12 protein-coding genes and 2 tRNA genes are annotated in these 11,802 nt (G+C 72.9%); 10 read left to right on the plus strand and 4 right to left on the minus strand.

Translation table 11 applies throughout. The features are described from left to right. Window positions 1–74 precede the first annotated feature (74 nt). The 5 genes from gyrA (at window position 75) to DQ244_RS08395 (ending at window position 3,798) form a co-directional block, all read left to right on the plus strand. Window positions 75–2,543, plus strand: a complete 2,469-nt coding sequence (gyrA, locus tag DQ244_RS08380) for a DNA gyrase subunit A (protein WP_113811005.1) — start codon at window positions 75–77, stop codon at window positions 2,541–2,543. Window positions 2,544–2,647: 104 nt separating this feature from the next. After that, window positions 2,648–3,337 (plus strand): DUF3566 domain-containing protein, encoded by a 690-nt coding sequence (locus DQ244_RS08385; protein WP_113811006.1) that lies wholly within the window; start codon window positions 2,648–2,650, stop codon window positions 3,335–3,337. 66 nt (window positions 3,338–3,403) lie between these two features. Then, window positions 3,404–3,477 (plus strand) — tRNA-Ile (locus DQ244_RS08390). 83 nt (window positions 3,478–3,560) lie between these two features. After that, a complete protein-coding gene (locus tag DQ244_RS19610; RefSeq protein WP_199580294.1) occupies window positions 3,561–3,701 on the plus strand; it encodes a DLW-39 family protein in 141 nt (46 codons plus the stop codon). 24 nt (window positions 3,702–3,725) lie between these two features. Then, window positions 3,726–3,798: transfer RNA gene (locus DQ244_RS08395), tRNA-Ala, on the plus strand. Between the two features lie 3 nt (window positions 3,799–3,801). Here the strand turns inward: DQ244_RS08395 and DQ244_RS08400 are convergent. After that, entirely contained in the window at window positions 3,802–4,383 is a 582-nt protein-coding gene (locus DQ244_RS08400) for a carboxymuconolactone decarboxylase family protein (protein ID WP_113811007.1), read from the minus strand. Between the two features lie 120 nt (window positions 4,384–4,503). Here DQ244_RS08400 and DQ244_RS08405 point away from each other — a divergent pair, with 120 nt between their 5' ends. Together DQ244_RS08405 and DQ244_RS08410 are read left to right on the plus strand one after the other, a co-directional pair. After that, the gene (locus tag DQ244_RS08405) at window positions 4,504–5,037 is read left to right on the plus strand and encodes a peptidylprolyl isomerase (RefSeq protein WP_113811008.1); all 534 of its coding nucleotides are present in this window, start codon (window positions 4,504–4,506) and stop codon (window positions 5,035–5,037) included. 128 nt (window positions 5,038–5,165) lie between these two features. Then, the gene (locus DQ244_RS08410) at window positions 5,166–5,930 is read left to right on the plus strand and encodes a rhomboid family intramembrane serine protease (protein WP_113811140.1); all 765 of its coding nucleotides are present in this window, start codon (window positions 5,166–5,168) and stop codon (window positions 5,928–5,930) included. Here the strand turns inward: DQ244_RS08410 and DQ244_RS08415 are convergent. Continuing rightward, complete coding sequence (locus DQ244_RS08415) at window positions 5,927–6,337, minus strand: PH domain-containing protein (RefSeq protein WP_113811009.1); 411 nt, start codon at window positions 6,335–6,337, stop codon at window positions 5,927–5,929. The genes DQ244_RS08410 and DQ244_RS08415 overlap by 4 nt on opposite strands. Window positions 6,338–6,428: 91 nt before the next feature. Between DQ244_RS08415 and DQ244_RS08420 the strand changes: the two genes are divergently transcribed. Next, window positions 6,429–7,589, plus strand: coding sequence for a thiolase family protein (locus DQ244_RS08420; protein WP_113811010.1), 1,161 nt, complete (start codon window positions 6,429–6,431; stop codon window positions 7,587–7,589). Window positions 7,590–8,071: 482 nt separating this feature from the next. On the opposite strand, the gene crgA is transcribed toward DQ244_RS08420, so the two are convergent. Next, window positions 8,072–8,344, minus strand: a complete 273-nt coding sequence (gene crgA, locus DQ244_RS08425; RefSeq protein ID WP_113811011.1) for a cell division protein CrgA — start codon at window positions 8,342–8,344, stop codon at window positions 8,072–8,074. A 129-nt stretch (window positions 8,345–8,473) separates the two neighbouring features. Here crgA and DQ244_RS08430 point away from each other — a divergent pair, with 129 nt between their 5' ends. Next, on the plus strand, window positions 8,474–9,220 hold the full coding sequence (locus DQ244_RS08430; protein ID WP_113811012.1) for a DUF881 domain-containing protein: 747 nt from the start codon (window positions 8,474–8,476) through the stop codon (window positions 9,218–9,220). Window positions 9,221–9,260: 40 nt separating this feature from the next. Further along, the gene (locus tag DQ244_RS08435; RefSeq protein ID WP_113811013.1) at window positions 9,261–9,920 is read left to right on the plus strand and encodes an aminodeoxychorismate/anthranilate synthase component II; all 660 of its coding nucleotides are present in this window, start codon (window positions 9,261–9,263) and stop codon (window positions 9,918–9,920) included. Between the two features lie 66 nt (window positions 9,921–9,986). Here the strand turns inward: DQ244_RS08435 and pknB are convergent, their stop codons facing one another. Continuing rightward, the gene (gene pknB, locus DQ244_RS08440) at window positions 9,987–11,756 is read right to left on the minus strand and encodes a Stk1 family PASTA domain-containing Ser/Thr kinase (protein ID WP_113811014.1); all 1,770 of its coding nucleotides are present in this window, start codon (window positions 11,754–11,756) and stop codon (window positions 9,987–9,989) included. Window positions 11,757–11,802 lie beyond the last annotated feature (46 nt).

Consider the following 11,802-nt stretch of genomic DNA (forward strand, 5'->3'; position numbering starts at 1 on the left):
CGACCGCTGCCCGACGGCCCGGTTGACCAGCGACTTTGTCCACCTCTGTGCACCGACCTGTGGAGATCTGAACCGTGACGGAAACCCCCTTCCGCGACCGCGTCGAAGCGGTCGACCTCCAGCAGGAGATGCAGCGCAGCTACATCGACTACGCGATGTCGGTCATCGTCGGCCGGGCCCTCCCCGAGGTCCGCGACGGACTGAAGCCGGTGCACCGCCGGGTCCTGTTCGCGATGTACGACCAGGGCTTCCGCCCCGACCGCGGCTACGTCAAGTGCGCCCGCCCGGTCGCCGAGGTCATGGGTAACTACCACCCCCACGGCGACTCGGCGATCTACGACGCCCTCGTGCGGCTGGCCCAGCCGTGGTCGATGCGCTACCCGCTCATCGACGGGCAGGGCAACTTCGGCTCCCCGGGCAACGACCCGGCCGCCGCCATGCGCTACACCGAGTGCCGCCTGACCCCGCTGGCCATGGAGATGCTGGCCGGCATCGACGAGGAGACCGTCGACTTCCAGGGCAACTACGACGGCCGCACGCAGGAGCCGGTCGTCCTGCCGGCGCGGATCCCCAACCTGCTGATCAACGGCTCGGCCGGCATCGCGGTCGGCATGGCCACCAACATGCCCCCGCACAACCTCCGCGAGGTCGCCGAGGCGGCGTACTGGATCCTCGACAACCCCGACGCGGAGGCCGAGGAGGCCCTCACCGCATGCATGGAGCGGGTCAAGGGCCCGGACTTCCCCACCTACGGCCTGATCGTCGGCCGCGAGGGCATCGAGGACGCGTACCGCACCGGTCGCGGCTCGGTGAAGATGCGCGCGGTCGTCACGGTCGAGGAGGACGCCCGGGGCCGGGTGCAGCTGGTCGTCACCGAGCTGCCCTACCAGGTCAACCCGGACAACCTCGCCGAGAACATCGCCGAGCTGGTCAAGGAGGGCCGGCTCCAGGGGATCAGCGAGATCGCCGACGAGTCCTCCGACCGCGTCGGTCGCCGGCTGGTCATCACGCTGCGCCGCGACGCCGTCGCCAAGGTCGTGCTGAACAACCTCTACAAGCACACCCAGCTGCAGACCTCCTTCGGCTGCAACATGCTCTCCATCGTCGACGGCGTGCCCCGCACGCTGCGGCTGGACGAGCTGGTGCGCAACTGGGTCAACCACCAGATCGAGGTCATCCAGCGGCGCACGCGCTACCGCCTGCGCAAGGCCGAGGAGCGCGCGCACATCCTGCGCGGCTACGCCAAGGCGCTCGACCACCTCGACGACGTCATCGCGCTCATCCGGGCCAGCGAGTCGGCCGAGGCGGCGCGCACCGGCCTCATGGAGCTCCTCGACGTCGACGAGATCCAGGCCGTGGCCATCCTGGACCTGCAGCTGCGCCGGCTGGCCGCCCTCGAGCGCCAGCGCATCATGGACGAGCTGGCCGAGATCGAGGCCCGCATCGCCGACCTGCAGGCGATCCTCGACTCCCCCGAGCGGCAGCGGCAGATCGTCCGCGACGAGCTCCAGGAGATCGTCGACAAGTACGGCGACGACCGGCGCTCGCAGTTCGTCGCCAACGAGGGCGACGTCTCGATGGAGGACCTCATCGCGGAGGAGGAGGTCGTCGTCACCATCACCCGCACCGGGTACGCCAAGCGGACGAAGAGCGACCTCTACCGGTCGCAGCGCCGCGGCGGCAAGGGCGTGATGGGCGCCCAGCTGAAGCAGGACGACATCGTCGACCACTTCTTCGTGGGCTCCACCCACGACTGGATCCTCTTCTTCACGAACAAGGGCCGGGTGTACCGCGCCAAGGCCTACGAGCTCCCCGAGGCCAACCGCACCGCCCGCGGGCAGCACGTGGCCAACATCCTCGCGTTCCAGCCGGACGAGAAGATCGCCCAGGTCATGCAGATCAAGGACTACGGCGTGGCGCCGTACCTGGTCCTGGCGACCTCGAGGGGGCAGGTGAAGAAGACCCGCCTGACCGACTTCGACAGCCCGCGTCAGGGTGGCGTCATCGCCATCAACCTGCGCGACGGCGACGAGCTCGTGGGCGCGGCCCTCATCGACCCGGACAAGGACCTGCTCCTGGTCACCCGCAAGGCGATGTCGATCCGGTTCAAGGCCGACGACGCCGCGCTGCGGCCGATGGGCCGGGCGACCGAGGGCGTGCGCGGCATCTCGCTCGCCGACGACGACTCGCTGCTGTCGATGATGGTGGTCGAGGAGGGCGTCGACGTCCTCGTGGCCACCGAGCGCGGTTTCGCCAAGCGCACCGGCATCGAGAACTACCCGAACCAGGGCCGGGGCGGCAAGGGCGTGCTCACCGCCGACCCCAAGGCCCGCAAGGGTGCCCTCGTCGGCGCGCTGGCGGTGACCCTGGGCGACGAGCTGTACGCCATCACCTCCGGTGGTGGCGTCATCCGGACGCCGGTCAACGGCGTGCGGCACAACAAGGACCGCGCCACCATGGGTGTCAAGCTCATGAACTTGCCTGAGGACGTGTCGATCGTGGCGATCGCCCGTACGACGGACAACGACGAGCCCGCGGCCTAGTGTGAGCAGGTAGTCACGCACGCGACGTGTCCCGCGGCGGCTCCGGCCGCCGCGGGACCGAGCACTGAGGGAGCGGTATGGCCGCTGCGGAACGGGAGACTGGCATGAGCGACCGGACGCAGGGTTCGGTGCGCACCGACTCCCGGGCCGAGACCGGGCCGGCCGCGGCGGGCCCCGAGGGTCAGCCCTCGGCCTCCTCGACGCAGGCGATCCCGACCACCGGCGCCCAGCGCGCGGTCGGCCCCGCCACCGGCGCGGTCCCCGTCGTGCCGCAGCCGCTGACCGGCGAGGGCCCGGCGGTCGGCGCCGGTGCGCACGCCCCGTCCGCGCCCGCCCCGTCCGTCCCGGGCCCCACCGGCCCGGTCACCGCGCCCGGTGCGGTCGCCTCGGCTCCGCCCTCCCGTTCCGCCGGCAAGTCGGTCGGCCGCGGACCCCGGCGGGCCCGCCTGCAGCTGCGCCACATCGACACCTGGTCGGCGCTGAAGATCTCCCTGGTGCTGTCGATCGCCCTGTTCTTCATCTGGATGGTGGCCGTCGGCCTGCTGTACCTGGTGCTCAACGGCCTGGGCGTCTTCGACACCATCAACGGTCTGGTCGGGCAGCTCGGCAGCGGCTCGGAGTCCGGTGGCAGCAGCGAGGTGCTCACTCCGGGCGTGGTGTTCGGTGGGGCGGCGATCATCGGCGCCATCAACGTGGTCCTGCTGACCGCGCTGTGCACCGTGGGCACCTACATCTACAACCTCTGCTCCGACCTGGTCGGCGGCCTCGAGGTCACGCTCTCCGAGCGCGACTGACGGACGGGCCCCAGCCACCCCCTGTCAGGTGTGGTTGGGGGGCCAGGTAAGCTTTCGGAGGTTCACGGGCCTGTAGCTCAGGCGGTTAGAGCGCATCCCTGATAAGGATGAGGCCGGAGGTTCAAGTCCTCCCAGGCCCACCCGTGTGCCCGGAGTCCCACGACTCCGCGGCTCCTCCGGTCGCCGTCCCACGGCGGACGAAGCGCTCGAGGAGGTTCTCCACGTGCTGAAGAAGCTGGCGCTCGCCGCCATCGCGGCCGGGGCTCTCGCCGCGGCCCGCAGGCGCTCCGCCGGCAAGGGCGAAGCGGACCTCTGGCACGAGGCCACGAGCGGGCCGGGGGCCGTCAGCACGCCCACCCGCTGAGCCACCGGCCCGACAGGGCCGCTCGGGGACGTAGCTCAATTGGCAGAGCACCGCCTTTGCAAGGCGGGGGTTAGGGGTTCGATTCCCCTCGTCTCCACCCTCAGATCCCCTCCGGGGCGCGCCCCCAGGTGACCACCTCGCGCACCGGTTGCGGCGCGCCGGCCACCAGCTGCGCCTCCGGCCGCACGCCCAGCGCGTCGTTGACCGAGCTGAACGCCAGCCGCAGCGCCGCGTACGCGGTGATCGCCAGCACCTGCGCGTCGTCGAAGCCGCTGTCCCGCAACGCCTGCACGTCCCCGGCCTCGGTGCCGTTCGGATCCGCCGCCACCAGGCGCCCCCAGCGGGCCAGCGCCCGCTCCTGAGTGTCCAGCCCGCGGTCGGTGCCCGACAGCACCGCGGCCGCCAGCTCCCCGTCGGCCTCCCGGCCGAGCTTCGTCCCCCAGGCCAGGGCGCAGTAGCTGTCGCCCAGGGTGGATGCGCACGCGATGACCAGGACGCCGCGCTCGCGCACCGTCAGCCCGGCCGCCTCCGCCGCCCGGCGCAGCAGCGCGAAGAGCCCGTCGTGCAGCGCCGCTCCGTGCGCCCAGAGGCGCGAACCGTTCATGACGAAACCCATCTCGCGCCGGTCGTCGTCGTACAGCCGACGGGTCTCGGGGGACTCGGGCGCCTCGCTCAGGAACATGGGCGCGCAGGGTAGGGCCGCCCGCCGGTGAGCGGTAGCCCAGGCCGCCCGATGTTCCACGTGGAGCAGCGCGGACGGGGTGCGGCGTCACGGCCGCGGCGGCGGTGGGAGAGTGGAGGCGTGACTGAATCGACTCCCGCCCGCCGCGCGGTCCTGCACACCAACCACGGCGACATCACCGTGGACCTGTTCCCCGACCACGCCCCGAAGACGGTCGCCAACTTCGCCGACCTGGCCGAGGGCGCTCGCGAGTGGACCCACCCGCAGACCCGCGAGAAGACCACCGACAAGCTCTACGACGGCACGATCTTCCACCGGATCATCTCCGGCTTCATGATCCAGGGCGGCGACCCGCTCGGTCAGGGCATCGGCGGCCCGGGCTACCAGTTCGGCGACGAGATCCACCCCGACCTGGCCTTCACCAAGCCCTACCTGCTCGCCATGGCCAACGCCGGCCCGGGCACGAACGGCTCGCAGTTCTTCATCACCGTCGCGCCGACGACCTGGCTCACGGGCAAGCACACCATCTTCGGCGAGGTCTCCGACCAGGCCGGTCGCGACGTCGTCGACCGCATCGCCGCGGTGAAGACCGGCCGGGGCGACCGCCCGGTCGAGGACGTCGTGATCGAGTCCGTCGAGGTGCAGCGCAGCTGAGCACCGGTCCCGTGGGCGGGGGCACCGGCGAGCAGCCGGTACCCCCGCCGCCCAGCTGCTACCGGCACCCGGACCGGCCGACGGGCATCTCCTGCACGCGCTGCGGGCGTCCGATCTGCCCGGAGTGCATGATCCCGGCCTCCGTGGGCTTCCAGTGCCCGGAGTGCGTCCGGGAGGGCAGCGCCTCCATCCGCGCGCCCCGGCAGCAGAGCTCCTGGACCAGGGCGACCCGCCGGTGGGGTCCGGTCAGCGTGACCCTCGTTGCGGTCAACGTCGCGATGTTCGTCGTCACCGCAGTGTCGGCCGCGGTCGCGGGGAACTCGCCGCTGTCCAACTTCGACTCCCCCGTCTTCGACGCGCTGTCCCAGTGGCCGTACGGCGTCTCGGTGTTCGGCGAGTGGTGGCGCGTCCTGACCGCCGCGTTCCTGCACATCGGCCCGGTCCACCTGGCCATGAACATGCTCGCGCTGCTGTTCCTCGGCTCCGAGCTGGAGAACGCGCTCGGCCGGGTCCGCTTCCTCGCGCTCTACCTGGTCTCCGCGCTGGGCGGGGCCGTCGCCATCCAGCTGTTCGGCGACCCCCGGGTGCCGGTCGCGGGCGCCTCCACGGCCATCTACGGCCTGCTGGGTGGGCTCGGCGTCCTGCTGCTGTCCCGCCGGCAGGACCTCCGCGGGCTGCTGGCCCTGCTCGCGATCAACGTGTTCATCAGCTTCCTGCCCGGCATCTCCCTGCTCGGGCACCTCGGCGGCCTGGTCGCCGGGGTGGTCGCCGCCGGGGTGCTGGTGCTCACCCGCCGCCGTCCGGCCGTCCAGGCGACGCTCCTGGCGGCGCTGGCGCTGCTGCTGGTGGCCGTCGCGCTCACCGCGCCGACCGTCACGGTGCTGGGTCTCTAGCCGGCCCCGCCCTGGGTCTCCAGCGCCCGCGCGACGTCCTCCGGGTCGGCGCCGAGGTCCCAGCGGCCGAGGACGACGAGCACGCCGTCGTCGTCGGGCCCGGCCGCGGTGTCCAGCTCGAGGGTGCGCACCGTCGTGCCCCACCGCCGGGTCGACCGCACGCGCACCCGCAGCAGCCCCCACGGGAGCACGCGCCGGCCGGTGAGCGTGGCGACCTCGAGCCCGTCCGCGGCCGCCGTGAGCCGCGGCCGCAGCACCGCGTCGCGCACGGCCAGCGCCACCAGCAGCAGTGCGGCAGCCCCGACCAGGACCCTTCCCGCCTCGTCGAGCAGCGCCGCGACCGCGCCCAGCAGCAGCCCGCCGAGGGCGAGGACGACGGGCAGCACGACCGGGGGAGACCACCGCACGACCCCCAGCCTGCCAGTGGTCCCCGGCACATACGATCGCGAGCGGGCGTGACCGACCGGCCACCCCGGGACGTCGACGAGGAGTGGGTCCATGCGTGATGCCGTCATCTGTGCCGCCGTGCGTACACCGGTGGGCAAGCGCGGAGGAGGGCTCTCCGGCGTCCACGCCGTCGACCTCTCCGCGCACGTGCTGAACGCGCTGGCCGAGCGGTCCGGCATCGACCCGGCCGTGGTCGAGGACGTGTTCTGGGGCTGCGTGAGCCAGGTCGGCGAGCAGACGTTCAACATCGGCCGCAACGCCGCGCTCGCCGCCGGCTGGCCCGAGTCGGTCCCCGGCACCACGATCGACCGGCAGTGCGGCTCCTCCCAGCAGGCGGTCGCCTTCGCGGCTGCCACGGTGATCAGCGGGCAGGCCGACGTCGTCGTCGCCGGCGGTGTCGAGTCGATGAGCCGGGTGCCCATGGGCGCCGCCCGCGGCGACGGCGCGGCCGGCAAGCCGCTGGGCCCGCGGTTCATGGAGCGCTACGACGGCGTCAACCCCAACCAGGGCATCGGCGCGGAGATGATCGCCGAGCGGTGGGGCCTGTCCCGCACCCAGCTCGACGAGTTCAGCCTCGCCTCGCACGAGAAGGCGGCCAAGGCCCAGGCCGACGGCGCCTTCGACGAGGAGATCGCCCCGGTCACCCTCGACGACGGCACCGTGATCCGCGCCGACGAGGGCATCCGGGCCGGCGGGACGCTGGAGAAGCTCGGCTCGCTCAAGACCCCGTTCAAGGAGGACGGCGTCATCAGCGCCGGCAACGCCAGCCAGATCTCCGACGGCTCGGCCGCCCTGCTGGTGACCACCAGCGAGAAGGCCCGCGAGCTGGGCCTGCGGCCGCTGGTGCGCATCCACACCACGGTCATGGCCGGCGACGACCCGATCATCATGCTCACCGCGCCGATCCCGGCCACCCAGAAGGTCCTCGCCCGCTCGGGGCTATCGGTCGACGACATCGGCATCTTCGAGGTGAACGAGGCCTTCGCCCCGGTGCCCATGGCCTGGCTGGCCGACCTCGGCGCCGACGCGAGCCGGCTCAACCCGGTCGGCGGGGCGATCGCGCTCGGCCACCCGCTGGGCGGCTCGGGCGCGCGCATCATGACGACGCTGGTCCACCAGATGCAGGCCACCGGCACCCGCTACGGGCTGCAGACGATGTGCGAGGGCGGCGGCATGGCCAACGCCACCGTGCTGGAGCTCCTGGACGCCTGAGCCCCGGTCCTCCTCCGCACCGACAGCCCCCGGCCCCTCCGGCCGGGGGCTGTCGGCGTCCCCGGGGACGACCGGTCCGCACGGGACCGGACGGGTCCGTCCACACCCCGGCGGATGGGGTGTATGCGCAGGTCAGAGGGGTAGTGCGCGGAGGCGGTCAGCGACCCGGTGGGACGGACAAGTCGACTCGTCCACAGCTGGGTACACAGCTGGGGACAGACTCACACGGCTGTAGTTACGCGGCTGGACGTCTTGTCACACGTGTCCCACGCGGGGCGAAACCGCAGGTCAGAGCGGTTCCACCGGTCATCGCCCCTCCACACTCGGTGGACAACCCTGGGGGCGGAGCGCCATGTCGACCTGTGGACGACGCCGACCGCCTTGTGCACAGCGTCCACAGCGCCGACGCCGACCAGGGGGAACGGACGAGGCCCCCGTCCCCAGCGGGGACGAGGGCCTCGACGGCAGGTGCGGGCGGGCGCTCAGCGCCAGCGCATCGACATGATCAGCCCGGCGACCATCACGCCGAAGCCGATCGCGAAGTTCCAGGCGCCCAGGGACACCATGAACGGGATGCGGTCGCCCGCCACGTAGTAGACGACGATCCACAGCAGGCCGAACAGCATGAGCGCGACCATCACCGGCGCGTACCAGCGGGGGCTCGGCTGGAGCGCCTTGGCCTGGGCACCGCGCCCGCGGAGCGTCTCCTCCGGCGGGGTGTACACCGACTTCTTGCGCACCTTGGACTTGGGCAACGCGTACTCCCTCCCGGGGGCGGGGTTCGTCTTCCCCGGACCGCTTCGGGCACCAGCCTAAACTTCCCGGCAACGCGGACGGCGCTCCCTCACCCGAGCGAGCCCCCCGTCGTCGGCCAGGAGGTGCCCGTGAGCCCGTCGCTGCTGCGTCGCCGTCCCTCGGCCTGGGGCGCCCTGGTGCCCGTCGTGGCCCTGGCGGCGGGGCTGCTGTTCGCGACCTCCGGGCGCACGGCGCAGGGCACCGATCTCCGCGCGGGGGAGATCACCCAGCTCTCGGAGCTCATCCGGGAGCGCGACTCCGCCGTCGCCCGCCAGGCGGCCCAGCTGACCGCCCTCCAGCGGCAGGTGCAGGAGCTCACCGACGAGGCCGCGAGCCGCAACGGCGTCGTCGCGGAGGCCACCGCGCAGGGGGCGTCCGGCGCCCCGGACGCGGGCCTGACGCCGGTCTCGGGCACCGGTGTCGTCATCACCCTGGACGACGCCCCGCCCCGCTCGGACGGCAAGCTCCCCAACGGCGCCCGGCCGGACGACGTCGTCATCCACCAGAGCGACGTCCAGGCGGTGGTGAACGCGGTGTGGGCCGCCGGCGCCGAGGGGGTCGCGGTCATGGACCAGCGGCTCATCTCCACCAGCGCCGTCCGCTGCGTCGGGAACACGCTGCTGCTGCAGGGGCGCACGTACTCGCCGCCGTTCGTCGTCTCGGCCGTCGTGGACGCCTCGGCGGTCCGCAGCGCGCTGTCCTCGTCGCCGCAGATCGGCGTGCTCCGCCAGGCCGCGGAGGCGTTCGGCCTCACGTTCGAGGTACGGGACCGGCCCCAGGTGACCGTGCCCGCCTACGATGGCGGCCTCACCCTGCAGTACGCGTCCGCCGGCTGACCGGCGGCCTCGCGGCGCGGACCGACGAGGAGGAAGCGCGATGAGCACGGCCGACCGACCGGTCCTCGTCGTCGACAACTTCGACAGCTTCGTCTACAACCTGGTCCAGTACCTGGGTCAGCTGGGCGTGCGCTGCGTGGTGCGGCGCAACGACGCCGTGACCGTCGACGAGCTGGCCGACCTCGACGTGGCCGGGGTGCTGCTCTCCCCCGGGCCCGGCGCGCCCGCCGACGCCGGCGTCACCGTGCCGATGGTGCGGGCCGCGGCCGAGCAGGGCACCCCCGTGCTCGGGGTCTGCCTCGGGCACCAGGCGATCGCCGAGGCCTTCGGCGCCGTGGTGGTCCGCGCGCCGGAGCTGCTGCACGGGAAGACCAGCCAGGTGCTCCACGACGAGCGCGGGGTGCTGGCCGGGCTGCCGTCCCCGTTCACCGCGACCCGGTACCACTCGCTGGCCGTCGACCCCACGACCGTGCCCGACGAGCTCGAGGTCACCGGGCACACCCCGTCGGGCCTGGTGATGGCGCTGCGCCACCGGGAGCTGCCGATCGAGGGGGTCCAGTTCCACCCGGAGTCTGTGCTGACCGAGGGCGGTCACCGGATGCTGGCCACCTGGCTGGAGCAGTGCGGCCTGGCACCGGACGAGGAGCTCGTCACCGCCGCGACCGCGGCCGCGCAGCGGTTGTCCGCCGCCAGCGCCTGATCGGCCCCCAGGACGCCGCAGGGCCCCTCCCCGTCCGAGGAGGGGCCCTGCGTGCGCCCCGAGCCGCTACTGCGGCGTCGTGGGGTCGTTGTCGACGTCGGGACCGGTGGCCGGTGGCGGTGTCGGTGCCGACGTCGTGGTGGGCGTGGCCGGCTCGTCGGGCGGGGTCGGGACGGCCACCACGAGGGTGATGACGTCATCGGCTCCCACGTCGCTGCCCGCTGCCGGGTCGGTCTCGATGACCGTGCCCTCCGGGACGGAGTCGTTCTCGGCGTTCTGGGTCTCGATCTGACCGCCGCCGATGCCCAGCTCCTGCAGCGCGGCTCGCGCCTGCTGCTCGGTCTGGTTCACCACGTTCGGCATCTCGACCGTGCCGGTGGAGACGTTGAGCGTGATCGCCTGGTTGCGACCAGCCTGCGTGCCCTCCTCGGGCGAGACGGAGACCACGCGGCCCTCGTCGACCTCGACGGACTCCACCGACCGGCGGCCGACGTTGGTGAAGCCGGCCTGCTCGAGGTTCGCCCGCGCCTGCTCCTCGGTCAGCCCCTCGACGCCGGGGATCTGCAGCGTGTCCGGGCCCGAGCTGACCACGAGGTCGACGTCGGCGCCCTCGTCGACGCGGACCCCGGCGGCCGGGGTGGTCTCGACGACGCTGCCCTCGGGCACCGTCGGGTGCGCCTCGGTGGTCACGTCGCCGACGGTCAGGCGGGCACCCTCGATCTGCTGCCGCGCCTCGGGCTCGGGGAGGTTGACGACCGAGGGCACGCTCACCTGGGCGACGGGGTCCGGCTCGTCGCTGCGCAGCGACAGCGCCAGGGCGACCGCGCCGGCGAGGAGGAGCAGGCCCACGACCGCGACGACGGCGATGATGCGGCGCTTGCGGCGCCGCTGCTCCTCGTCGTCCCAGTCGTCGCCGTAGGTGCCGTAGCCGCCGATCGGGGCACCGATGATGGCGGTCTTCTCGTCCTCGCCCATCACCGGCGTCGCCTCGACCCGCTGCCCGGCGAGCGCCCGGAGCAGGTCGTTGCGCATGTCGGCGGCCGACTGGTACCGGTTGGCCGGGTTCTTGCTCATCGCCTTGAGCAGGATCGCGTCCAGCTCCGGCGGGACCTCGCGGTTGATCGACGACGGCAGCCGAGGGTCCTCGCGGACGTGCTGGTAGGCCACCGAGACCGGGGAGTCACCGGTGAACGGCGGTGCCCCGGTGACGAGCTCGTAGAGCAGGCAGCCCAGCGAGTAGACGTCGGAGCGGGCGTCCACGCCCTCGCCGCGGGCCTGCTCGGGGGAGAGGTACTGGGCGGTCCCTATCACCGCGGCGGTGGAGGTCATCGTGGCCGCGGAGTCCGACACCGCCCGGGCGATGCCGAAGTCCATGACCTTGACCGTGCCCTGCGGCGTGATCATCACGTTCCCGGGCTTCACGTCCCGGTGCACGATGCCGTTGCGGTGGCTGAAGTCCAGGGCGCCGCAGATGTCGGCCGCCAGGCTCATGGCCCGCTCGATCGGCAGCACCCCCTCGCGGCGGAGCACGTCGCGCAGCGTCTCGCCCTCGACGAACTCCATGACGATGTACGGGGTGGCGCCGGCCGGCGTGCGGTCCTCGCCGGTGTCGTAGACGGCGACGATCGCGGGGTGGTTCAGCGAGGCCGAGGCCTGTGCCTCGCGGCGGAAGCGCACCTGGAACGAGGGGTCGCGGGCCAGGTCGCTGCGCAGCACCTTGACGGCCACCTCGCGGCCCAGGCGCAGGTCCCGCCCGTGGTGCACCTCGGCCATGCCGCCGCGGCCCAGGACCCCGCCGATCTCGTAGCGCTCGCCGAGCACCTGCGGCGTGGTCATCGACGGTCCTCTCGGGCGGTTCGGTGCGCGCGCCACGGCGTCCTCG

This window comes from Blastococcus sp. TBT05-19 (assembly GCF_003319095.1).
Classification (GTDB): domain Bacteria; phylum Actinomycetota; class Actinomycetes; order Mycobacteriales; family Geodermatophilaceae; genus Blastococcus.